The sequence below is a fragment of the Streptomyces sp. NPDC001678 genome (assembly GCF_042892945.1).
Lineage (GTDB): Bacteria > Actinomycetota > Actinomycetes > Streptomycetales > Streptomycetaceae > Streptomyces.
The window spans coordinates 466,404-488,806 of sequence record NZ_JBIAUP010000005.1; the positions used below are offsets into that span (position 1 = coordinate 466,404).

23 protein-coding genes are annotated in these 22,403 nt (G+C 73.2%); 9 read left to right on the forward strand and 14 right to left on the reverse strand.

Features of this window, described 5'->3' with window-relative positions:
• Positions 1-5: 5 nt before the first annotated feature.
• From ACFYZR_RS13940 to ACFYZR_RS13960, 5 genes are all read right to left on the reverse strand, one after another.
• A complete protein-coding gene (locus ACFYZR_RS13940; protein ID WP_391909605.1) occupies positions 6-1,142 on the reverse strand; it encodes an acyl-CoA dehydrogenase family protein in 1,137 nt (378 codons plus the stop codon).
• A 75-nt stretch (positions 1,143-1,217) separates the two neighbouring features.
• Complete coding sequence (locus ACFYZR_RS13945) at positions 1,218-1,595, reverse strand: ectoine synthase (protein WP_229350476.1); 378 nt, start codon at positions 1,593-1,595, stop codon at positions 1,218-1,220.
• Positions 1,582-1,851 (reverse strand): acyl carrier protein, encoded by a 270-nt coding sequence (locus ACFYZR_RS13950; RefSeq protein WP_391909608.1) that lies wholly within the window; start codon positions 1,849-1,851, stop codon positions 1,582-1,584. Before ACFYZR_RS13950 ends, ACFYZR_RS13945 begins: the two co-directional genes overlap by 14 nt.
• A 5-nt stretch (positions 1,852-1,856) precedes the next feature.
• Positions 1,857-3,353, reverse strand: a complete 1,497-nt coding sequence (locus tag ACFYZR_RS13955) for an AMP-binding protein (protein ID WP_391909611.1) — start codon at positions 3,351-3,353, stop codon at positions 1,857-1,859.
• Positions 3,350-3,946 (reverse strand): flavin reductase family protein, encoded by a 597-nt coding sequence (locus ACFYZR_RS13960; protein ID WP_391909615.1) that lies wholly within the window; start codon positions 3,944-3,946, stop codon positions 3,350-3,352. The genes ACFYZR_RS13955 and ACFYZR_RS13960 overlap by 4 nt, the downstream gene beginning before the upstream one ends.
• 223 nt (positions 3,947-4,169) lie before the next feature.
• On the opposite strand from ACFYZR_RS13960, the gene ACFYZR_RS13965 reads away from it, so the two are divergent.
• Complete coding sequence (locus tag ACFYZR_RS13965) at positions 4,170-5,042, forward strand: polysaccharide deacetylase (RefSeq protein ID WP_391909618.1); 873 nt, start codon at positions 4,170-4,172, stop codon at positions 5,040-5,042.
• Positions 5,043-5,120: 78 nt separating this feature from the next.
• Here ACFYZR_RS13965 and ACFYZR_RS13970 read toward each other — a convergent pair whose 3' ends face one another.
• Positions 5,121-6,350: a glycoside hydrolase family 18 protein gene (locus ACFYZR_RS13970; protein ID WP_391909621.1), complete on the reverse strand. Its 1,230-nt coding sequence runs from the start codon at positions 6,348-6,350 to the stop codon at positions 5,121-5,123.
• A gap of 309 nt (positions 6,351-6,659) precedes the next feature.
• On the opposite strand from ACFYZR_RS13970, the gene ACFYZR_RS13975 reads away from it, so the two are divergent.
• Positions 6,660-7,832, forward strand: a complete 1,173-nt coding sequence (locus ACFYZR_RS13975; RefSeq protein ID WP_391909624.1) for an acyl-CoA dehydrogenase family protein — start codon at positions 6,660-6,662, stop codon at positions 7,830-7,832.
• Positions 7,833-7,885: 53 nt separating this feature from the next.
• On the opposite strand, the gene ACFYZR_RS13980 is transcribed toward ACFYZR_RS13975, so the two are convergent.
• Positions 7,886-9,085 (reverse strand): pyridoxal-phosphate dependent enzyme, encoded by a 1,200-nt coding sequence (locus ACFYZR_RS13980; RefSeq protein WP_391909626.1) that lies wholly within the window; start codon positions 9,083-9,085, stop codon positions 7,886-7,888.
• An 87-nt stretch (positions 9,086-9,172) separates the two neighbouring features.
• Complete coding sequence (locus tag ACFYZR_RS13985) at positions 9,173-9,544, reverse strand: hypothetical protein (RefSeq protein ID WP_391909629.1); 372 nt, start codon at positions 9,542-9,544, stop codon at positions 9,173-9,175.
• Between the two features lie 196 nt (positions 9,545-9,740).
• Here ACFYZR_RS13985 and ACFYZR_RS13990 point away from each other — a divergent pair, with 196 nt between their 5' ends.
• The 5 genes from ACFYZR_RS13990 (at position 9,741) to fxsA (ending at position 15,468) form a co-directional block, all read left to right on the forward strand.
• Complete coding sequence (locus ACFYZR_RS13990; protein WP_004948875.1) at positions 9,741-10,184, forward strand: Lrp/AsnC family transcriptional regulator; 444 nt, start codon at positions 9,741-9,743, stop codon at positions 10,182-10,184.
• A 55-nt stretch (positions 10,185-10,239) separates the two neighbouring features.
• Positions 10,240-11,862 carry an amidohydrolase gene (locus ACFYZR_RS13995; protein ID WP_391909632.1) on the forward strand — a complete coding sequence of 541 codons (1,623 nt, stop codon included), beginning with the start codon at positions 10,240-10,242 and terminating at the stop codon, positions 11,860-11,862.
• A 502-nt stretch (positions 11,863-12,364) separates the two neighbouring features.
• Positions 12,365-14,026, forward strand: coding sequence for an apolipoprotein N-acyltransferase (lnt, locus tag ACFYZR_RS14000; protein WP_391909635.1), 1,662 nt, complete (start codon positions 12,365-12,367; stop codon positions 14,024-14,026).
• An 8-nt stretch (positions 14,027-14,034) separates the two neighbouring features.
• Positions 14,035-14,811 carry a polyprenol monophosphomannose synthase gene (locus ACFYZR_RS14005; protein WP_391909821.1) on the forward strand — a complete coding sequence of 259 codons (777 nt, stop codon included), beginning with the start codon at positions 14,035-14,037 and terminating at the stop codon, positions 14,809-14,811.
• 75 nt (positions 14,812-14,886) lie between these two features.
• Positions 14,887-15,468 carry an FxsA family membrane protein gene (fxsA, locus tag ACFYZR_RS14010; RefSeq protein ID WP_391909637.1) on the forward strand — a complete coding sequence of 194 codons (582 nt, stop codon included), beginning with the start codon at positions 14,887-14,889 and terminating at the stop codon, positions 15,466-15,468.
• Positions 15,469-15,633: 165 nt separating this feature from the next.
• Here fxsA and ACFYZR_RS14015 read toward each other — a convergent pair whose 3' ends face one another.
• Together ACFYZR_RS14015 and ACFYZR_RS14020 are read right to left on the reverse strand one after the other, a co-directional pair.
• Complete coding sequence (locus tag ACFYZR_RS14015) at positions 15,634-16,008, reverse strand: RNA polymerase-binding protein RbpA (RefSeq protein WP_004948858.1); 375 nt, start codon at positions 16,006-16,008, stop codon at positions 15,634-15,636.
• Positions 16,009-16,265: 257 nt separating this feature from the next.
• Complete coding sequence (locus ACFYZR_RS14020) at positions 16,266-16,967, reverse strand: YitT family protein (protein ID WP_391909641.1); 702 nt, start codon at positions 16,965-16,967, stop codon at positions 16,266-16,268.
• Between the two features lie 104 nt (positions 16,968-17,071).
• Here ACFYZR_RS14020 and ACFYZR_RS14025 point away from each other — a divergent pair, with 104 nt between their 5' ends.
• Positions 17,072-18,577, forward strand: a complete 1,506-nt coding sequence (locus tag ACFYZR_RS14025; protein WP_391909644.1) for a PLP-dependent aminotransferase family protein — start codon at positions 17,072-17,074, stop codon at positions 18,575-18,577.
• A 33-nt stretch (positions 18,578-18,610) separates the two neighbouring features.
• On the opposite strand, the gene ACFYZR_RS14030 is transcribed toward ACFYZR_RS14025, so the two are convergent.
• Together ACFYZR_RS14030 and ACFYZR_RS14035 are read right to left on the reverse strand one after the other, a co-directional pair.
• Positions 18,611-20,125 carry a hypothetical protein gene (locus tag ACFYZR_RS14030; RefSeq protein ID WP_391909647.1) on the reverse strand — a complete coding sequence of 505 codons (1,515 nt, stop codon included), beginning with the start codon at positions 20,123-20,125 and terminating at the stop codon, positions 18,611-18,613.
• A gap of 22 nt (positions 20,126-20,147) precedes the next feature.
• A complete protein-coding gene (locus ACFYZR_RS14035) occupies positions 20,148-20,342 on the reverse strand; it encodes a hypothetical protein (RefSeq protein WP_126913219.1) in 195 nt (64 codons plus the stop codon).
• 104 nt (positions 20,343-20,446) lie between these two features.
• Here ACFYZR_RS14035 and ACFYZR_RS14040 point away from each other — a divergent pair, with 104 nt between their 5' ends.
• Complete coding sequence (locus ACFYZR_RS14040) at positions 20,447-20,863, forward strand: ankyrin repeat domain-containing protein (RefSeq protein ID WP_391909649.1); 417 nt, start codon at positions 20,447-20,449, stop codon at positions 20,861-20,863.
• 126 nt (positions 20,864-20,989) lie between these two features.
• On the opposite strand, the gene ACFYZR_RS14045 is transcribed toward ACFYZR_RS14040, so the two are convergent.
• Positions 20,990-22,141 carry a glycosyltransferase family 4 protein gene (locus ACFYZR_RS14045; protein ID WP_391909652.1) on the reverse strand — a complete coding sequence of 384 codons (1,152 nt, stop codon included), beginning with the start codon at positions 22,139-22,141 and terminating at the stop codon, positions 20,990-20,992.
• An 85-nt stretch (positions 22,142-22,226) separates the two neighbouring features.
• Positions 22,227-22,364 (reverse strand): hypothetical protein, encoded by a 138-nt coding sequence (locus tag ACFYZR_RS14050; protein WP_391909655.1) that lies wholly within the window; start codon positions 22,362-22,364, stop codon positions 22,227-22,229.
• Positions 22,365-22,403 lie beyond the last annotated feature (39 nt).

Sequence of the window (22,403 nt, forward strand, 5' to 3'; positions counted from 1 at the left end):
CGTTGTCAAAGACCCATCGTGGTGGCGATGCGGGAGTACTGGATGTCGGTGGTGCCCGAGTAGATCGTTCCGGCGACGGCGTTGCGCAGGTCCTGCTCCAGGCCGTACTCGGCCATGTAGCCGTAGCCGCCGAAGGTCTGCACGGCCGCGACGGCGGAGGCGAGATTGCCCTCGCTGGCCAGGAGCTTGGCGGTGGCGACCTCCACCGTGGCGTCCTCGCCCGCCTCGACCTTGAGCGCCGCCTCGTACAGGGCACTCCGGGCGGTGTCGGTGGCGACGCGCATCCGCGCGATCCGGTGGGCCACGGCCTGGTGGGAGCCGATGGGCTTGCCGAACTGCTCACGGGTGCGGGCGTAGTCGACCACGCGCTCCAGACGCGCCTGCATCTCGCCGATGTTCACGACGAAGGAGCACAGGACCTCCCACTTCATCACGTGGTCGAAGACGACGAAGCCCGTGCCGACGCGGCCGATGACGTTCTCCAGGGGCACCCGGCAGTCGTCGAGGAACAGCTCGGACAGCGGGGAGGTGCGCAGGCCCATCTTCGCCATCGGGCTGCCCACGGTCAGGCCGGGCCGGTCGCGTTCGACGACGACGGCCGTGATCCCGAAGGGGCTGCCGCGCTCGCCCGTCGAGACGTACACGACGAACAGATCGGCTATGGGGCCGTTGGTGACGAACGCCTTGTTGCCGTTGAGGACGAGGTGGCCGTCCTCGACCCGGCCCGTGGTGCGCAGGGAGAGCATGTCCGAGCCGGCCTCCGGCTCGGAGATCGCGTGGGCGCCGATCACATCGCCCGCGCAGATCGCCGGCAGGAAGCGCTCCTTGAGCGCGGGCGAGCCGAAACGCTGGATCGGCACGCCGGTGCTCACCATGTGGGTGGTCGCCGAGAAGCTCAGGCCCGCGTCACGGCACGCCTGCCCCAGGCCTTCCAGGACGTACAGGGTGGTGGTGAGCGACTGGCCCAGGCCGCCCCAGCGCTCCTCGAAGGGCAGCCGGAACAGGTCCGACTCGCGCAGCAGCTTCCAGTTGTCGTGCGAGAACTCGCCCGTGCGGTCGCGCTCCAGGTGCCCCTCGCCGAGCCGTTCTCCCAGGGCCGCGACGGCGGCCCGCAGTTCTCGCTGATCTTCCGACCAGTGCATCAGGTACCGACCTTCTCGGTGTGGTCCGGACGAAAGGCCGGGGAGGGGAAGTCCCCGGCCTCCCGTCGGGGCGCTCTAGTAGTGGGAGAAGCCGCTCTCGTCGAGGCTGTGCACCTCGTCGCCCCGCAGCGGCGGGTTGAAGACGCTGATCAGGTGGAGATCGGTGTCGGGGTCGGCGATGAGGAAGTGGGCGTCGTGCTCGTCGAGGGCGTAGAGGACGCCGGGCTCGATGGCGAGGGTCTTCGAGCCGTCGGCGCTGATCACCTCGCCCCGGCCGCTGATGCAGTAGCAGGCCTCCAGGTGACGGCGGTACTGCAGCCGCGACTTGGTGCCGGCGCGGACGAGCGTGTCGGCGACGGTGAACCCCATTCCGTCGGACTCGGTCAGCAGTCTGCTGCTGCGCCCGTTCCCCCACTCGACGGTCTGGACCTTGTTCTTCTCACGCGTGAACATTCTGATTCCTCGTCTCTTCGTAGGCGGTGACGAACGCGTCGATGGCGTTCACGGAACGGAAGTCGCCGGGGGTGATCTCGACCTGGTCGAGCGGAACGGCGTAACGGGTGGTGACCCAGTTGACGACCCGGACCACCTGAAGGCTGTCGATCACGCCCGTCGCCAGCAGGTCGTAGTCGGGATCGAGCTGGTCGGCGGTCAGGTCCGGCAGGAACTCCGTGATCAGGAAGCGCTTGATTTCCGTGGGGCGGTCCATGCCCGTCATCCCTTCAGTCGCCGCACGTCGCCGACGGCGGCGCGGTCGTTCTTTCCGGTGGGGCCCTTCGGCAGGGCCGCGTCGGTGACGCGGATGTCGCTCGGTATCGCGGTTCTGGCCAGCCGCCGGGCGCAGTGCTCGCGCAGGGCGAGGACGTGGAGGGCGGAGCCGGCGGTGCGGCGCACCAGCGCCTGGAGGCGTTTGCCGGCCGCCTCGTCGGGGACGGTGACGACCACGGCGTCGGCCACCTCGGGGTGGGCGAGCAGGGTCTGCTCGACCTCCTCCAGGGAGAGCCGCACGCCGCGCACCTTGACCTGGAAGTCGGTGCGCCCGACCAGGTGGAGGGTGCCGTCGGCGGTCCGCCGGACCAGGTCCCCGCTGCGGAACCAGACGCGGGACCCGTCCGCGTCGGCGCGGCGGACGAAGCGGTCGGCGCCGCGCGCGGGGTCCAGATAGCCGTGCGCCTGGAAGGGGGTGTGCACCAGCAGTTCGCCGGTGCCGGGCCCCTCCAGCGGCTGCCCGTCCTCGCCCAGGACCAGGACGCGGACGCCCGGCAGCGGTCTGCCGATCGGCAGCGGGCCCGCCGTCCCGGGGTCGCGAGCCAGTAGCGGCCCGGCGTCGAGGAGCAGGCTGTCGTTGGTCTCGGTGCAGCCGTAGACATTGGCGAAGGAGGCGTCCGGGAAGAGCTCCGGCAGCCGGGCGAGCAGCCGCGGCGGCACCGCGTCGCCGGTGAGGACGACGTGCCGCACGGATTTGAGCGGCGGGCCCTGCGCACGGTCGGCGTCCTCGGCGAGCAGCCGGTAGAGCAGCGGCACGCCCTGGACGAGGTGGACGTCATGGGTGGATATCAGCTCGCGCAGATGGGCTCCGTCGGTGGCCCGGTCCGGGTCGACGAGGACCACGCGGCCGCCCGCGGCCAGGGTCGTCCACACCTCCAGCAGGCACAGGTCGAAGTTGAGGGGCGCGTAGTTGAGTACCGTCGTGTCCGGCCCGATGCCGAAGTGCTCCGCCGCCCAGGCGGTGAAACGGCCGACGGCGTCGAGCGGCAGGGGCACGACCTTGGGGGTGCCGGTGGAGCCGGACGTGGTGAGCAGCAGGCCCGTCCCCTCGGGGACGGCCGGGGCGTCCGCCCGGGGGGCGAGCGTCTCGACGTGGAGCCCGCCGGGCGCGTCGTAGGCGGATTCGGCCGTCAGCACCCGGTCGATGCCCGCGCCGGCGGTCAGCTCGCGCAGGGTGTCGGCGCCGAGTTCGGCGGAGGGCAGCAGCACGGGGCGGCCGTCGCGCAGCGCGGCGACGATCAGGGCCAGGGTCTCCGGCGTTCTGCGGGCGGGTACGCACACGGGTGCCGTGCGCTCGCCGCCCAGGTGGCGCAGCCGTTCCTGGAAGACGCCGGCGAGCGCGCCCAGTTCGCCGTAGGGGACGGGGGTGCCGCGCCAGATCAGGGCGGGGGCGTCCGGGGTGCGCCGGGCACGGTCGTCGAAGGCGGCGGTGAGCGGGCTCATGCCGGTACGCCCGTCGCCGCGCCGGGTGCGTCGATCTCCCGGTAGCCGCCGTCGAAGTACACCAGCGGACGTCCGGGGACGCTGCCGGCGCCCGCCACCCGGCCGATCAGGATCGCGTGGTCGCCGCCGCCCACCACGCTCTCCAGCCGGCAGTCGAAATAGCTGAGACACCCGCTGATGACCGGGGCGCCGGTGACGAACGATTCGGTGGCCACGGACGGGAAGGAGCCGATCGCCCTGCCGTTGCCGCGGGTGGCGAAGTGGCGGGAGACGCGCTGCTGGTCGTCGCGGAGCACACTGACCGCGAAGACCTCGGTGGCGAGGATCGCCGTCACCAGCGGGCTCATCCGCCCGATGGACACGGACACCATCCGCGGCTCCAGGGAAAGCGAACCGAATGCCGAGACGGTCTTGGCGAACACTTCGCCGCCATTTCTTGTCGTGACCACCGTGACACCGGACGCGAATTTACCGGCCGCCGCGCGGAATTCCCGCTCCGGGCATTCTTCGGGCTGGGCCCGCACCCGGGACGTCGGGGGTGATGCCATCACTGTCACTGCCATTCCGTGAGGGCTTTTCTCGGGGACGTCCATGACTGTACGAGGTGCGGTGAAGCCGCTTCCACTACCTCTTCGGGTAGTGCCGCCCGGCTACCCGTCCGAGTGGTGACGGGCTTCTGCGGGAGCGTGTCGGTGCAGGTCACGGCCGCTGACAGGGCTTCCTGTGGGGGCTGTTGTGCAGATCTACACGCAAGGGGCCGTGATCATGTGCGAGTGTCCATTGTGAAGGGTCCCCGCCCTGTTTAGGGTCCCTTTCATGACTGCATCCTGGCTTGGCCCCGGAAAGGCCGCAGCGGTGGCGCTCACATTCGATGTGGACGCCGAGACCGGTGTGCTCTCCATGGGCGAGAAGTACTCGCGGCACGCGATGACGATGACCCATCAGGCTTTTGGCCCCGATGTGGGCGTGCCGCGCATCCTGGGGATTCTGCGTGAACTCGGCGTGCCCGCCACGTTCTTCTTCCCGGGCTGGGTGGCCGAGCGCCGCCCGAATCTCGTGGCGCAGGTGGTGGAGGCGGGCCACGAGGTGGCGCATCACTCCTACAGCCATGTGCCGGCGACGTCGATGACGTTCGCCGAGGAACGCAACGACTTCGAACGCGCCCTTGAGGTCTTCCGGAAACAGGACGTACCCGTCCACGGCCACCGCGCGGGGCTGTGGGAGGCGAGCTGGCAGACGGCCTCGCTCGTCGCGGAGTACGGGCTGGCCTACGACTCGTCGATGATGAACGACGACCGCCCCTACCACGTGCCCACCGACAGGGGCGGTGTCGTGGAACTGCCCCCGCACTGGTCGCTGGACGACTGGGAGCAGTACGCGTTCCTGCCGGCGCCGCAGATCGGGTCCATCATCGAGGACCCGCAGAAGGTGCTGTCGATGTGGAAGTACGAGCTGGACGCGATGCGGCACTACAACTCGCTGTTCATGCTCACCAATCACCCCTTCCTCACCGGCCGTCCGGGCCGGGCGATGGCGCTGCGCTCCCTGATCGAGTACGGCATGTCGCACGGTGACGTGGAGTTCCTGACGTGCCGTGAGATAGCCGAGCGCGCCAAGGCCGACACCTCGCTGGCGACCCGGCCGCTGGAGCAGCCGGAGATCGAGCCCGGGCTCTTCCCCTCGGAGTGAGAACGGCGAACGCCTCCCGTCCGCCGGACGGGAGGCGTTCGCCGTGTGGGATCCGTGGGATCCGTAAGAACCGCGGGATCAGTTGATGGACTTGATCAGCTCACCGTCGGCCGTGTCGCCGCTGAGCTCCCAGAAGAACGTGCCGCCCAGGTTCTGCCGGTTCTTGTAGGCCATCTTCCCGGCGATGGTGGACGGGGTGTCGTAGCTCCACCAGTTGTCGCCGCACTTGGCGTAGGCGGTGCCGCCGACCGTGCCGGTGGCCGGGCAGGTGTTCCTCAGCACCCGGTAGTCCTCGAAGCCGGCCTCGTAGGTGCCCTTCGCGGGGCCGGTGGCCGTGCCGCCGGGGGCGGACTGGGTGACGCCGGTCCAGCCGCGCCCGTAGAAGCCGATGCCCAGCAGCAGCTTGGACGACGGGATGCCGAGCGACTGGAGCTTGGTGATGGTCGCGTCGGTGTTGAACCCGGCCTTCGGGATGCCGTCGTAGGACGTCAGCGGTGAGTGGGGGGCGGTGGGGCCCTTGGCGTCCCAGGCGCCGAAGTAGTCGTAGGTCATGGGGTTGTACCAGTCGACGGAGCGTGCGGCGCCCGCGTAGTCGACGGCGTCGATCTTGCCGCCGGAGGAGGCGTCGGCGGTGATGGCCGCGGTGACCAGGCTCTTGCCCCCGAACTTCGCGCGCAGCGCCGCCATGACGTCGCGGAAGGCGGTGCGGCCGCTGGTGTCGCAGGTCAGCCCGCAGGCGTTGGGGTACTCCCAGTCGATGTCGATGCCGTCGAAGACATCGGCCCAGCGCGGGTCCTTGACCAGCCCGTAACAGGACTCCGCGAACGCGGCGGGGTTCTTCGCCGCCTCGCCGAAGCCGCCGGACCAGGTCCAGCCGCCGAAGGACCAGACCACCTTGAGGCCGGGGTGGAGCTTCTTGAGCTTGCGCAACTGGTTGAAGTTGCCGCGCAGGGCGCCGTCGTCCCAGGTGTCGGCCTTGCCGTCGACGCTGCCGGCGGCGTCGTAGAACCTGTCGTAGTCGGCGTAGGCGTCGCCGATCGCGCACTTGCCGCCGGTGACGTTGCCGAAGGCGTAGTTGATGTGGGTGAGCTTCGCGGCGGAGCCGGAGGTCTCGATGTTCTTCACGTGGTAACCGCGGTCGTAGACGCCCCAGTTGGTGAAGTAGCCGACGACCCGGTGGCCGGCGGAGGCGTCCGGGGTGTCGTCGGCCGTGGCCGGGCTCGCGGTGAGGCCGCCCGCCAGCAGGGCGGCTCCGGCGGTCACCGCCGTGAGCCAGGCGCGGGCGCGCTGTCCGTACGGTCTGGGCATGAGGTCTCCTCGGTGGGGGAGGAACGCGCTCTTGGCATGGACGCGTTGAACGGTGGGGAAACCGTAGGAGGACTAGACCAATACGGTCAATGGTTCGTACCAAACCGAGCCAATATTCAAGATCGGCATTCAAGATCGGCGGACCGGTGACGCGGGGCCCCCGATCGGGCATACTCCAACCCGCCACAGCCGCAGGTCGCGCGTTTCCGCGACCCGGCGCGCGACCATCGGCTGGGCATCCACGGCAGCGTCGCCCCCACCCTCGGGCGGCCGTCGCCGCAGCGCCCGACAGGGAGGAGAGCCACCGCCATGACCGATCACGGACCGCAGCCGGTGGAACGTCAGCTGCCCACGGAGGAGGCCCGCGACCTGATCTCGCTCGTACGGGACCTGGTGCAGCGGGAGATCGCGCCCACCGCGGCCGAGGAGGAGGACGCCGGGCACTTCCCGCGCGAGGTCTTCCGGCTGCTCTCCACGTCGGGGCTGCTCGCCCTGCCGTACGCCGAGGAGTTCGGCGGCGGCGACCAGCCGTACGAGGTCTATCTCCAGGCACTCGAGGAGCTCGCCGCCGCCCGCCTCACCGTGGGCCTCGGCGTCAGCGTCCACACCCTCGCCTGCCACGCCCTGGCCGGCTACGGCACCAAGGAGCAGCGGCAGACGCACCTGCCCGCCATGCTCGGCGGGGGCCTCCTGGGCGCCTACTGCCTCTCCGAGCCCGCCGCCGGCTCCGACGCCGCCTCGCTGCGCACCCGCGCCACCCGCGTCGGCGACACCTGGACCATCGAGGGCACCAAGGCCTGGATCACCCACGGCGGGATCGCCGACTTCTACACCGTCCTGGCGCGCACCGGCGGCGAGGGCGCCCACGGCATCACCGCTTTCCTGGTGCCCGGCGACGCCCCGGGCCTCACGGCGGCGCCGCCCGAGCGGAAGATGGGCATGAAGGGCTCGCCCACCGCCCAGCTGCACTTCGACGGGGTCGAGGTCACCGACGCGCGGCGCCTCGGCGAGGAGGGCCAGGGCTTCGCCATCGCCCTGTCCGCCCTCGACTCCGGGCGGCTCGGCATCGCCGCCTGCGCCGTGGGCGTCGCCCAGGCCGCCCTCGACCAGGCGCTGTCCTTCACCGCCGAACGACAGCAGTTCGGCCGCCCGGTCGCCGACTTCCAGGGGCTGCGGTTCATGCTCGCCGACATGGCCACCCAGATCGAGGCGGGCCGTGCGCTCTACCTCGCCGCCGCCCGGCTCCGCGACGCGGGCCTGCCCTTCGCCAAACAGGCCGCCATGGCCAAGCTCTTCTGCACGGACGCGGCGATGCGGGTCACCACCGACGCGGTGCAGCTCATGGGCGGCTACGGCTACACGGTGGATTTCCCCGCGGAGCGGTATATGCGGGAGGCGAAGGTTCTTCAGATTGTGGAAGGTACGAATCAGATTCAGCGGATGGTGGTGGCGCGGCACCTGGCGGGGCCGGAATCCCGCTGACGCGTAGTCGGCTGCCGGCCGTCCGTGGCTGGTCGCGCAGTTCCCCGCGCCCCTTACCGGGTCAGCTCGACCAGCTCCGGCACGCGCTCCTCGGCCGCCCCGGGGCCGGCCACACTCGCCGTGTCCTTGAGCCCCGTCGCCGTGCCGATCGCCACGACCGGCCCGTCCTCGCCGTGCTCCCGCAGCACGCGGCGGGCTGCCGCGACGCCCACCGCCGACGACGGTTCCAGGAACAGCCCGCGCGCAGCCAGCGCCCGGTGCTCGGCCATGAACTCCTCGGCGGGCACGGCGAACGCCGCTCCGTCCGCGCCCCACAGTGCGTCGAGCCCCTGCCACACCGGACGGCTCTCGCCGAGCGAGAAGGCGGGGGTGGGCAGCGGGTCCACCGACACCCGCTCCTGCTCCGCCCGTTCGGCGAGCGCCAGGGCCGCGCTGTACGGGGCGGCGCCCGCCGGCTCGGCCGCGACCAGCCGGGGCGTACCGGACACCAGCCCGGCCGCCCGCAGCTCACGGAAGCCACGGGCGATCCCGGACAGCAGATCGGCCCGGCAGGTGGGCACCACCACGGCCCCCGTGCCCTCACGGAAACCGGCGAAGTCCCGGGCGAGCTCGTAGGCGACGGACTTGTAGCCCTCGTTGGCATAGGCGTTGCCGCCCGGGGCGGGGGAGGCGTAACTGGTCAGCGGATACCAGCCGAACCGCTCGACGGCCTCGTGCATCGCGGCGTTCCGCGTGGCGAAGTCCCGGACGACCCGCACCGCGCCCAGCGCGTCGATCTGCGCCCGCAGCGGCCCGGGGACCTGATCCGTGGTGAACACCACGCAGCGCAGGCCGGCCCGGGCGGCGTACGCGGCGACGGCGGCGCCCGCGTTGCCCGAGGAGGCCGCCACGACCGTGTCCGCGCCCGCGGCCAGCGCCGCCGCGACGCCCACGGCCATCGCCCGGTCCTTGTGCGAACCGGTCGGGTTGGCCCCCTCGTACTTCACCCACAGCCCGTCCGGCCCGCCCTCCGCCAGGGGCACGACGGGCGTGCCGCCCTCGCCGAGCGTGACCGGGGCGGCGACGGGCGCCGACAGCGCCGAGGGCCAGCCCCACGGCCCGCCCGGGTACGTCTCCAGGGACAGCCCCGACAGATCCGCGAGCGGCGGCACGGGGTTGGCGCCGATCCCTTCCTCCCGGCAGGCCGCGCAGCCCGAGAAGTCCCCGGCGGCGGCACCGCAGCGTGGGCAGTGGAGGGGAATCGGCAACGGCACGCGAACTCCTCGAAGGTCGTCGGGCCCCGCGCGCGGCGCGCGGGGCCCCGACCGTAGCAGTCGGCTCCCGCCCCGGACGGCCCGCCGTCAGGAGCGGCGGCCGCCCTGCTCCGGCACCCGCAGCGGGCGCGAGCCCGGCCCCCCGATGTGGGAGAACGGCTGCGTCCGCCAGTCCAGGCTCTCCGGCAGCGTCAACAGCAACGCCGCGTCCAGATCCTGGGCCCCCTGCGACTCGTCGGCCGGATCGGCCTCCTCCACGCCGCACCCCGAGCCCGGGCAGACCGTCAGCCCGAACGGGTCCCACGGGGACGGGCACAGCGCGTGCTCCGGGAGCACGTCCTCGTCGGCGAGGAGAGCGATGGGCCGCGCGCAGTCCGGGCACATCACCCGGAACATCTCGTAGGTCTCCTCGTACAGACCACCGTCGCCGTCGGTTTCCAGGCGTTCCAGGCTGGGCATGGTGTGTTTTCCCCCTCGGATGGGCCGGCCGGGCACCTCGGCCGCGGCCACAGCAAGCACTTCCCGTACGACAAGGCGGGTAATCGCCGCGCACGGGAGGACACGGGTGCATGTCTGTGGCATTCGTCACATGATTCGCGCGCCTGCGGCGCCGTCGACTGTGCCCGGCGCGCCAGGAACCAGTAGGTTGACCCGCGTGGAGGAGTTGGACAAAGAGATCGTGGAACTGCTCGTCAAGGACGGGCGGATGAGCTACACCGACCTGGGCAAGGCCACTGGCCTGTCCACATCGGCGGTGCACCAGCGCGTGCGCCGGCTCGAACAGCGGGGCGTCATCCGCGGCTACGCGGCGGTCGTCGACCCCGAGGCCGTCGGGCTGCCCCTGACCGCCTTCATCTCGGTGAAGCCCTTCGATCCCAGCGCGCCCGACGACATCGCGGACCGGCTGGCGGAGATCCCCGAGATCGAGGCGTGCCACAGCGTGGCGGGCGACGAGAACTACATCCTGAAGGTGCGGGTGGCCACGCCACTGGAGCTCGAACATTTGCTGGCGCGGATCCGTTCGCTGGCGGGGGTGTCCACGCGGACGACGATCGTCCTGTCGACGCCGTACGAGGCGCGGCCGCCGCGGGTGGGGTGAGCGGGGCGGAGCCCCGGTTTCGGGAAGGGGCGGGGCTGGGGAGAGACTGACCCTCATGAGCGAGCCCACCACCGTGCTGCTGCGCAACGGCAACGTCTACAGCCCCGCCGACCCCTTCGCCACCGCGATGATCGTGGAGGGCGACAGCGTCTCCTGGGTCGGCTCCGAGGGCGCCGCCGACTCCTTCGCCGACGGCGTCGACGAGGTCGTCGACCTGCGCGGCGCGCTCGTCACCCCCGCGTTCACCGACGCGCACGTGCACACCACCGCCACCGGCCTCGCGCTCACCGGCCTGGACCTCACCGGCGCGCCCACGCTCGCCGCCGCCCTGGACCGGGTGCGGGCGTACGCCGCCGCGCGCCCCGCCGACCGGGTGCTGCTCGGGCACGGCTGGGACGCCAGCGCCTGGCCCGACCGCCGGCCCCCGTCCCGCCGGGAGCTCGACGAGGCCACCGGCGGCCGGCCGCTCTACCTCACCCGCGCCGACGTCCACTCCGCCGTCGTCACCACCGCCCTCCTCGACCTCGTCCCCGGCGTCCGCGAGCTGTCCGGCTTCGCCCCCGACGCCCCGCTGACGGGCGACGCCCACCACGCCGTGCGCGACACCGCGCACGCCTCCCTCACCCCCGCCCAGCGCACCGAGGCGCAGCGCGCCGCGCTCGCCCGCGCCGCCGCCCTGGGCATCGGCTCCGTCCACGAGTGCGCCGGGCCGCTGATCTCCTCCGAGGACGACCTCACCGGGCTGCTGCGGCTGGCCGCCGAGGAGCCCGGCCCCCGGGTCACCGGCTACTGGGCCGAGCGGGTCACCACCCCCGAGGACGCCGACCGGATCCGCGCGCTGGGCGCGCTCGGCGCCGCCGGCGACCTGTTCGTGGACGGCTCCCTCGGCTCCCACACGGCTTGCCTCCACGAGCCGTACGCCGACTCCCCGGGCGGCACGGGCAGCGCCAACCTCGACGCCGCCGCCGTCGCCGCCCACGTCGCCGCCTGCACCGAGGCCGGCATCCAGGCCGGCTTCCACGCCATCGGCGACGCCGCGATCACCGCCGTCGTCGAGGGCGTGCGCGCGGCCGCCGAGAAGGTGGGCCTGGAGCGCGTCCGCGCCGCCCGGCACCGGGTCGAGCACGCCGAGATGCTCACCCCCGAGCTGATCGCGGGCTTCGCCGAGTTCGCCCTCACCGCCTCCGTCCAGCCCGCCTTCGACGCCGCCTGGGGCGGGGAGGAGGGCATGTACGCCGAGCGCCTGGGCCGCGAGCGGGCCCGTACGCTCAACCCGTACGCGGCCATGCTGCGCGCCGGAGTCCCGCTCGCGCTGGGCTCCGACAGCCCCGTGACCCCCCTCGACCCCTGGGGCACGGTCCGGGCCGCCGCCTTCCACCGCACGCCGTCCCACCGCGTCTCGGTCCGGGCCGCCTTCACCGCGCACACGCGCGGCGGCTGGCGGGCGATCGGCCGGGACGACGCGGGCGTCCTGGTGCCGGGCGCGCCCGCCGACTACGCGGTCTGGGAGACCGGCGACCTGGTGGTCCAGGTGCCCGACAGCCGGGTGGCGAACTGGTCCACCGACCCCCGCTCCGGCACCCCCGGCCTGCCCGACCTCACCCCGGGCGCCCCGCTGCCGGTGTGCCTGCGGACGGTCGTGGGCGGGCGGACGGTCCACGCGCGTCCGAACGAGTGACGCGCCAAGATCCACGTACCGCCGAACGACGTCCCCCGGGCCGTCCCCGCACGGCCCCATCTACCGTACTGACCTGCTGATTTGAGCGACACACGCAGGTCGCGAGGGTGTTGACACACTCCGGGCGGCGGCCGGTAGGTTCTCCGCTGTCCACCAAGGACGTCCGACCGGAGAACCTCCACGCAGTCGTCGAACGCCGCTGGGCCATGGGGCGGTGCGCCGGGAAGGCGGCCCCGCCACTGGGAGCCAGGTCCAGCGCACGGGGGCGAGGGACGGTTCGGCCGGGCCGGCAGGTGCGACCCGGGTGGGGCCCGGACGTTCAGTAGACAACGGCTCTCGGCCGACCGCAGCCGGCGGTTCCGGGAATCGGCCCGAAGGACACCGGGCCCCCATTCCGACCCGAGCGCGGGGCGGGCGATCGTCGCCCCTGCGGGCCGCGAGCGCCCCCGACCGAGGTACGGTCGTCAGCTGACACCCCTGCCCGCTCCAGGAAGAAGCGACCGTGCCCTCGGGTCCCGAGACAACTCCCGAAACCACTGCGGAAGCCGCCCCGGCCGCGCCGCCCCCGGCCCCCGAGCCGCGCCCGGGCCGGGCCGTCCGCCTGGTCCGGCTCGCCCGCCACGAGGCGCGGCGCACCGCCCTCGCGGCCGTCGCCGGGCTCGTGCTCGCCCTCGCCTTCCCCCCGTACGGCCTGTGGCCGCTGTCGGTGGTCTCGGTGGCCGCGCTGGCGCTGCTGACGCGGGGGCGCACCGTCCGCCAGGGCGCCTGGACGGGTTTCGCGTTCGGGCTGCCGTTCTTCTTCTTCCTGCTGCGCTGGCTGCACGTGGTCGGCTACGACGCCGTGCTGGGCCTGTCGGTCGTCGAGGCGGTCTTCCTGGCCGTGCTCGGCGCCGGGCTCGCGCTGACCTCCCGGCTGCCCGTGTGGCCGCTGTGGGGGGCGTGCCTGTGGATCGCCGAGGAGTGGGCGCGGGACCGGACGCCGTTCGGCGGCTTCCCCTGGGGCCGGCTGGCCTTCGCGAACACCGGCTCCCCCTTCACCCCGCTCGCCGCGCTGGGCGGGGCGCCGCTGGTGAGCTTCGCGGTGGCCCTGGCCGGCGGGCTGCTGGCGTACGCGCTGCTCGCCGCGTGGCGGCTGCGGGGCGGGCCCCGGGGCGTACGGGCCGTGCTGCCCGCCGCCGGGGCGCTCGGGACGGCCCTGGTGGTCGGGCTCGCCGGGTACGCCGTGCCGGTGCCCACGAAGGCGGACGACACCGTGAACATCGCGATCGTCCAGGGCAACGTCGAGAAGCCCGGCATGGACTTCCTCGGCCGGCCCCTGATGGTGCTCAACAACCACGTCGACGCCACGCTCCAGCTGGCCCGCGACATCAAGGCGGGCAAGGCGCCGAAGCCCGACCTGGTGATCTGGCCGGAGAACTCCTCCGACCTCGACCCCTTCCAGTACGCCGAGGCCTACGACCGCATCCAGGAGGCGGTGCGGGCCGTGGGCGTCCCCGTCCTGGTGGGCGCCCTCGTCGACCATCCCGGCAAGAGCGGCTACATCGACAACAAGGGCATCGTCTGGGACCCGGTGACCGGCCCCGGCGCCTCCTACGCCAAGCAGCACCCGGTGCCCTTCGGCGAGTACGTGCCCTTCCGGGACCAGCTGAGCAAGGTCATCTCCCGGCTCCAGCGCGTCCCCCGCGACTTCTACCCGGGCGACCGCACCGGTGTGCTCCAGGTCGGCCCGGCCCGGCTCGGCGACGTCATCTGCTTCGAGGTCGCCTACGACGAGATCGTCCACGACACGGTGGCGGCCGGTGCCCGCGCCCTGGTCGTCCAGACCAACAACGCCACCTACGGCCGCACCGGGCAGCCCGAGCAGCAGCTGGCCATGAGCCGGCTGCGGGCCGTCGAGCACGGCCGGGCCGTGGTCACGGCCGCCACCAGCGGCATCAGCGCGGTCGTCGCCCCCGACGGCCGGGTGCTCCAGCGCAGCGAGGAGTTCACCCGTGATGTGATCTCCGCGAGCATCCCCCTGCGTGACGGCACGACGGTTGCCGACCGCGTCGGTGCGGGCCCGGAATGGGCGCTCGCTATGGTGGGTCTTCTGTCCTGCGCGGCGGCGGTCCTGACCTCCCGTCGGGCACGGGCGGACGAGACCTCGAACCGGAAGGGCCAGTAGTGCCAGAAGTGAACGACGGTGGTCAGCGGAGATTCGGTCCGCTCGGCACGACCTTGGTGATCATCCCGACCTACAACGAGGCGGAGAACATCAAGCCCATCGTCGCCCGGGTGCGGCAGGCCGTGCCGGAGGCGCACGTCCTCGTCGCGGACGACAACAGCCCCGACGGGACCGGAAAGCTCGCCGACGAGCTGGCGGCCGAGGACGAGCACGTCAAGGTGCTGCACCGGCAGGGCAAGGAGGGGCTCGGCGCCGCCTATCTGGCGGGCTTCCGCTGGGGCCTGGACAACGGCTACGGCGTGCTCGTGGAGATGGACGCCGACGGCTCCCACCAGCCGGAGGAGCTGCCCCGGCTGCTCACCGCGCTCAAGGGCGCCGACCTGGTGCTGGGCTCGCGCTGGGTGCCCGGCGGCCGGGTCGTGAACTGGCCGAAGTCCCGGGAGTTCCTCTCCCGGGGCGGCTCGACCTACTCCCGGCTCATGCTGGACGTGCCGATCCGTGACGTCACCGGCGGCTACCGGGCCTTCCGCCGGGAGACCCTGGAGGGGCTGGGCATGGAGGAGGTGGCCTCCCAGGGCTACTGCTTCCAGGTCGACCTCGCCTGGCGCGCGGTCAAGGCGGGCTTCCACGTGGTGGAGGTCCCCATCACCTTCGTCGAGCGCGAGCTGGGCGACAGCAAGATGAGCCGTGACATCGTCGCGGAGGCGCTGTGGCGGGTCACGTCCTGGGGCGTCGGCTCCCGGGTCGCCAAGGCGACCTCCAAGGCCCTCGGCAAGGAGCGCTGACGGCCCTCCGGGGCCGGGTAAGGGCTCCATAAGCACGCTCCGGCCGTCCGGCCGCCGTCCAGGCACACTTGAGGCATGACGTTCGGAGCGCAGCAGCAGACGTTGAACAGCCGGCCGCCCGGGCGCGGCCGGGCCCGCAGGCTGGTCCCCCTCGGCGTGGCCGTGTGGGCGGTCCTGGAGATCTGGCTGCTGGTGCTGGTGGCGGGCGCGGCGGGCGGGCTCACGGTGTTCGCCCTGCTGGCCGGGGGAGTGATCGCCGGCTCGTATGTGATCAAGCGGGCCGGGCGGCGGGCCTGGCAGCGGCTGAGCGGCTCCTTCCAGCAGGGCGCCGCCCCGCAGGCCCCGCAGGACGGCGGGGGCGGCGGTAACGCCCTGACGATGCTCGGCGGGCTGCTGATCATGGTGCCGGGGCTGATCTCCGACGTGGCCGGGCTGCTCTGTCTCTTCCCGCCGACGAGGGCGCTGATCCGCCGGACCGCCGAGCGGAAGCTCACCGGCTACGCGACCCAGGCGGCGCCGGGGACGCTGGGGGACGCCTTCCAGCAGGCGCAGCGGGTACGGATGCAGCAGCCCGACGGCAAGGTCGTCCAGGGCGAGGTCATCCGCGAGGACCAGCCGCGGTCGCCGCGCACGGACGACCCCCAGCTGCCGCGCTGAGTGCTCCGCTGGGGTCCGGTACGCATCTGCGGGTGCGTCGTGGCTGGTCGCGCAGTTCCCCGCGCCCCTTTGGGGCGCTACCCGAGGGCATAAAAGGGCCCGGGCCACTGCTTTCGCAGTGGCCCGGGCCCTTGGTCGTGCGATGGGAAACGCGGCGGACCGCCGTCAGGCGGACTTGCGCGTGTCCCGAGGATGCACGGCGATGTTCATGGCGCCGGAGCGCAGGACGGCCAGCCTCTCGGCCAGCACCTCCTCCAGCTCCTCGCGGGTGCGCCGCTCCATGAGCATGTCCCAGTGCGTACGCGCGGGCTTGCCCTTCTTCTCCTCGGGACCATCGCCGTCCACCAGGAGTGCCACGGCGCCGCACGCCTTGCACTCCCACTCCGGCGGAATCTCCGCCTCTACCGAGAACGGCATCTCAAATCGATGGCCGTTCGGGCATGCGTACTCCACCGCCTGGCGCGGGGCCAGATCGATGCCGCGGTCGGTCTCGTAGCTGGTCACCACAAGTCGCGTGCCGCGAAGAGCTCGCTCACTCATGAATTCGTGCCTCCCGGGCTTGTCGCCCACAGGACAGGTGTCGCTGTCGTCGTCATCCGGTCAACGTCCGGTCGGCGGTGAAGATTCCCCGTTGAGGGACATGCGTCGCCCGTCGTGCCGCCCCTTGTTGTACCCACCAGCGCCCGTTTTGTCACATCTGGCAATAGATGTCACCCTGTGCTGTTGCTACTTGAGCGCGCAGTAACGGTCCATCCGGCGGGTCGAAGGCGTACACTACCGGCCCGCTGGTTTCGCGCCTAAACCGGGTCCGGTGCGTCCTGGGCGGACCTGGCCTGATCGGCGGCCTCCGGTACGCCCGCCGAGCCTGCCACCGCGATCGTCGGCCGCTGCTGCGCGGGGGCGAAGAAGCGCAGGAAGAACTGGGCCAGGGGCCCGATGCACACCGCGAAGAGCGCCGTGCCCACGCCCACCGAACCGCCCAGCGCGAAGCCGGTCGCCAGCACGGCCACCTCGATAAAGGTCCGCACCAGCCGCACCGACCACCCCGTCCTGCGGTGCAGCCCCGTCATCAGCCCGTCGCGCGGGCCCGGGCCGAAGCGCGGCGTGATGTACAGCCCCGTGGCCACCCCGCACAGCACCACCGCGAACAGCAGTAGCGGAATCCGTATCCACAGCGAACCCGGGGTGGGCGTCACACCGAGTGTGGCGTCCATCACCAGGCCGATCATCAGCACATTGGAGACCGTGCCCAGCCCGGGGCGCTGCCGCAGCGGGATCCACAGCAGCAGCACCAGGGCGCCGATGGCGATCACCACCGTGCCGATCGACAGGCCCGTGTGCCGCGCCACGCCCTGGTTGAGCACGTCCCAGGGGGCCAGTCCCAGCCCGGCGCGCAGCTGCAACGCGCAGCTCACCCCGTACAGCACGAGCCCGGTGTACAGCTGGACGAGACGGCGGGTCAGCCCCGGACTCCGGGGCGCGGAATCGTGCGCGGACATAGAGATATCCCCCTGTGGTGGTGCGAGTGGCCTGAGGCATGACAGTCTGTGGACTGGATCGAACATTGATCCATGGCCAATTGCGGAAAGGTGGACTGCACGCCATGACCCAGTGGACCTCTTCGGTGGGGGCGCCGCAGCTGGCCCGCCTCCTCGGCTCACCCCACACCCGCGACACCGTCACACCGCTCGGCGGCCGGCGCACCCCCGCCTACCGCTCCCTGGCCGACCGCATCCGGCTCCTCGTCCTGGAGGGCCGCGTCCCCGTGGCCGCCCGGCTGCCCGCCGAGCGCGAACTGGCCGCCGCCCTCTCCGTCAGCCGCACCACCGTCGCCGCCGCCTACGAGGCCCTGCGCGGCGAGGGCTTCCTGGAGTCCCGGCGCGGCGCCGGCAGCTGGACCGCCGTGCCCGCCGGAAACCCGCTGCCCACCAGAGCCCTGGACCCGCTGCCGCCCGAGGCCGCCGGCTCCGTGATCGACCTCGGCTGCGCCGCCCTCACCGCCCCCGAGCCCTGGCTCACCCGCGCCGTCCAGGGCGCCCTGGAGGAGCTGCCGCCCTACGCCCACACCCACGGCGACTACCCGGCCGGCCTGCCCGCCCTGCGCCAGGCCCTCGCCGACCGCTACACGGCCCGCGGCATCCCCACCATGCCCGAGCAGATCATGGTCACCACCGGCGCCATGGGCGCCGTCGCCGCCATCTGCCGGCTGATGGCCGGGCGCGGCGAGCGGGTCGCCGTCGAATCCCCCTCGTACGCCAACGTCCTGCAGCTGATGCGCGAGGCCGGCGCCCGGCTCGTCCCCGTGGCGATGGCCGGCGGCCTCGCGGGCTGGGACCTGGCCGCCTGGCGCCAGGTCCTGCGCGACGCCGCACCCCGCATGGCCTACGTCATCGCCGACTTCCACAACCCCACCGGCGCCCTCGCCCCCGAGGACCAGCGCCGGGCGCTGGTGGAGGCGGCCCGGGCCGCCGGCACGCTGCTCGTCGCGGACGAGACCATGTCCGAGCTCGCCCTGGACCCGGACGTCGAACTTCCGCGTCCCGTCTGTGCCTTCGATCCCGCCGGGAACGCCGTCATCACCGTCGGCTCGGCCAGCAAGTCCTTCTGGGGAGGACTGCGCATCGGCTGGGTGCGCGCCGCGCCCGAGGTGATCCGCAGCCTGATCGCCGCCCGCGCCTACGCCGACCTCGGCACGCCCGTCCTCGACCAGCTCGCCGTCACCTGGCTGCTCAACACCGGGGGCTGGGACGAGTCCATCGCCATACGGCGCGACCAGACGCGCGAGAACCGCGACGCGCTCGTCGCCGCGGTCCGACGCCACCTCCCCGACTGGGAGTTCACCGTCCCCCACGGCGGCCTCACCCTGTGGGTGCGCACCGGCGGCCTCTCCGGCTCCCGGATCGCCGAGGCGGGCGAGCGCCTGGGGGTACGGGTGCCGTCCGGTCCCCGCTTCGGCGTCGACGGGGCGTTCGAGGGCTATGTGCGTCTGCCGTTCACCGTGAACGGCGCCGTCGCCGAGGAGGCCGCGACCCGCCTCGCCGAAGCCGCCCGCCTGGTGGCGAGCGGCGCGACGGCGGCGGTGGAGATGCCGCGCACCTACGTCGCCTGACGGTCCGGGGGCTTCGCCCCCGGGCCCCGGGCGCTACACCGTCCGGGCCGGCAGCAGGGCCAGCACCGCCCGCCGCTGCGCGTCGGACGTCTCCTCGTCGTAGGGGTCCGGCGTGGCCGGCACCTGGAGCCGGTGCACCGGTCCCGTGCCCACCCTCGCGTACCCGCGCCCCGGCGGCACGTGGTCGGCCGGGGTGGTGTGCGAGGGCGCGCCGAGCACGGCCGTCACCTGGTCCGGGGCGACCGCGCCCAGGACGGCCCGGGCCCGGGTGTGGGCGAGCACCGCCTCGGCGAGCCGCCCCACGCCCTCCAGATGTTCCCCCACCGCCACGGTGACCTGCGCCGTCCGCCCGTGCCGCAGCGGCACCGCCAGGAGCTCCTGCGGATCGGGCCGCCCCTCCCGCGCGGCGAGGTGGCTCAGCGCCCCGGGCCGGTCCACGACGATCCACAGCGGGCGCCGCACGTCGACGGGCAGGGGCCGCCCCTCCCGCCGGGCGCGCCCGGCGGCCAGCAGCCGCCGCTCGGTCTCGTGGGAGGCCCACTCCAGGACGGCGAGCGCGCCCGGCAGCGAGGACTCGACGGCCAGCACTCCGTCCCGGCCCTCCAGGCAGGCGTACTCGCCCGCGCCCCCGCCGTCCACGACCACCACGTCGCCGTGGGGCAGGGCCTGGAGGACGACCGAGCGCAGCAGCGTCGTGACGCCGGCCGACGGCTGGCCGAGGGCCAGCAGGTGCGGCTCGGTGGAGCGCGGGCCGGTGCGCCAGACGACGGGCGGCGCGTCGTACGTCTCCTCGCCGGCCGTCACGGGCACGGTCCGCAGCACGGCGGACGGGTCGGTGAAGCCCAGCACGGTCTCGCCGGGCGCGGTCACGAAGCGCTGGGCCCACACGTCGGTGGGCAGCACCGGCAGGACGCCCAGGGCCAGGCGGTTGGCGGCCTCGTCCCAGTCGAAGCGGTACTCCGGGCCCCGGCCCGCCTTGAGGTGCAGCAGTTGCTCGATCCTGGCCCGCGCGCCCTCCTCGCCGTCGGTGAAGTAGCCGGGGTAGCGCAGCCGGAGGGCGGACAGCCTGCCCAGGCTGTCGAACGCGTGCTCCTCGAACGCCTGCCGCCAGTCGCCGCCGGGCTGATAGAGCGGCCGGGGGTCCTGCGGGGCGGAGAAGTAGGGCACGAGCGCCTCGTAGAGCGCCTGGAGCCGGTGGCTCTGCTCCTCGTCCGGTTCGGCCGCCGCCCCCCGCGCCCCGCCCCGGTCGCGTCCCGCCCAGGCGCCCGCCGCCAGCAGGGCCGCGGTGCCCAGCGTCGGCCCGAAGGGGACGAGCGCCACGATGGCCAGGCACGAGACCACCAGGAGCAGGGTGGGACCGCGGCGCTCCCGTGGCATGCGCCCCCAGCCGTGGCGTCCGGTGGCGGCCAGCGACCGCAGCCCGCGGGCGACGACGAGCAGCGGGTAGAACATGTCCCGGGCGTTGTCGGCGAGGCCGCGCGCCAGCTCCCGGCCCGGGGAGGGCACGGCGGGCCCGGTCGGGATGCGGGGGAGTGAACGCCGGCCCACGTCGTTCTCCTAGAGCTTTCTCCTAGAACTTGATGCCGCCCAGCAGGCTGGCCAGGCTCGCGCCGCCCGCCTTGATGCTCGGCGCGATGCCCGTTCCCGCGAGGTAGAAGCCGAACAGGGCGCAGACGAGGCCGTGCGACGGCTTGAGGTTGTCCTTGCGGAAGAACAGGAATACGACGACACCGAGCAGTACGACGCCCGAGATGGAGAGGATCATGGGAATCTCCTGGGAACTGGGGGCGGTCACCACAAGTTCCTCCAGCTTCACAGAAAGTATTTTTTAAGCAACTGGGGATACACCCGTACGGAGGATGACGAATTATGACCGAGCCGACACCGGCCTCCGAAGAGCCCGCACACGACCCGGAGGTGCTCCAGCTCGCGGCCAAGGTCTTCGACCTGGCACGGCACGGCGACACCGATACCCTTGCCGCCTATGTGGACGCTGGAGTTCCGGTCAATCTCACCAATGACCGGGGCGACTCGCTGCTGATGCTCGCCGCCTACCACGGCCACACCGCGACGGTCTCCGCCCTCCTGGAGCGCGGCGCCGACGCGGACCGCCCCAACGACCGGGGCCAGACCCCGCTGGCGGGCGCCGTCTTCAAGGGGGAGAGCGAGGTCGTCCGCCTCCTGGTCGACCATGGCGCGGACCCGGCCGCCGGTATGCCCTCGGCCGTCGACACCGCGGCCATGTTCGCCCGCCAGGACATGCTGGACCTCCTCCAGGGCGGCTGACCGAAGGCCGGCCGGGGGTGGCGCACAGCGTGACGGGCCATCAGCACCCCCGGCCGGAGCGGGGGTTGGGGGACGAGCGCGGCACGACCGGACGGTCCGGCGGACCGTCTTCGGGGACGGTCATGGTCACGGGATCAGCTGGGGCGTCCCCTCCCGTCCCTCCGACCGTTCCGTGAGGACCTCGCGGTAGTGGTCGAGGAGCTGGTCGCCAATCGCGGTCCAGGTGCGGGTGAGGACCGCGGCCCGGCCCGCGCGGCCGTACGCGTCGCGGGTGCCCCGGGCGGTCTCCAGGGTGAGGACCGCGTCGCGGAGGGCCTCGGGGTCGCGGGGACGGACCAGCAGGCCCGTACGGGCGTGGTCGATGAGGTCCAGGGGGCCGCCGACGGCGGGGGCGACGACGGGCACGCCGCTGGCCTGGGCCTCCTGGATGGTCTGGCAGAAGGTCTCCTGGGGGCCGGTGTGGACGAAGACGTCCAGCGAGGCGAAGACACGGGCGAGTTCGTCGCCGGTGCGGGTGCCGAGGAAGCGCGCCCCGGGCAGCAGGGCGCGCAGCCGCGCCGCGTGCGGTCCGTCGCCCGTGATGACGACCCGCACGCCGGGCAGGGCGCAGACGGGGGCCAGTAACTCCACGTGCTTCTCGGGCGCGAGCCGCCCCACATAGCCGACGATCAGCTCGCCGCCGGGCGCCAGCGCGCGCCGCAGCTCCAGGTCGCGCCGGGCCGGGTGGAAACGTTCGGAGTCCACCCCGCGCCGCCACAGCCGGACCCGGGGCACCCCGTGCGCCACCAGGTCGCGGACGGCCGCGGCGGAGGGGGCGAGGGTGCGGTCGGCCGCGCCGTGGATGGCGCGCAGCCGGTGCCAGGCGTAGGCCTCGCCCGCGCCGACGTACGTCCGGGCGTAGCCGGCGAGGTCGGTCTGGTAGACGGCGACGGCCGGGAGCCCGAGGCGTCCGGCGGTGCGCACGGCGCGGGCGCCGAGGACGAACGGGCTGCCGAGGTGGACGACGTCGGGCCGGTGGGCGCCGATCGCGGCGGCCAGCCGCCGGCCCGGCAGCGCGACGCGGATCTGCGCGTAGCCGGGCAGCGGGACGGACCGTACCCGTACGACCGGGCAGGGTACGGCCGCGCCGGCCCCGGGCTCCGTGCCCCGGGGTCCGGCCGGGGCCACGACCAGCGGTTCGTGGCCGCGCAGCACGAGGTGCCGGGCGGTCTGCCAGGCGCAGTGCGCGACGCCGTTGACGTCGGGCGGAAACGATTCGGTGACGATGACGACACGCATACGGCTGTTGTCGGCGTTCCGCACGCCCGATGGACCACGTGGATCTTTCCGCCCGGGAAACGTCCCGTGAGCGTCAGGTCGGTCGTCAGTCCATGCCGCGGATGATGTGGGACTCGGCGGCTTCCGCTCCCTCCGGATCGTCCTCGGTGGGCGGGGGTGCCGCCTTGTCCGGGGCGTCGGGGCGGGCGCGGGCGCGCTCTTCTCGTGCTGCGGTCTCTTCCATGGTGGGTCGCCTCCCCCTGCCGTTCGGTTCTGACCCGTA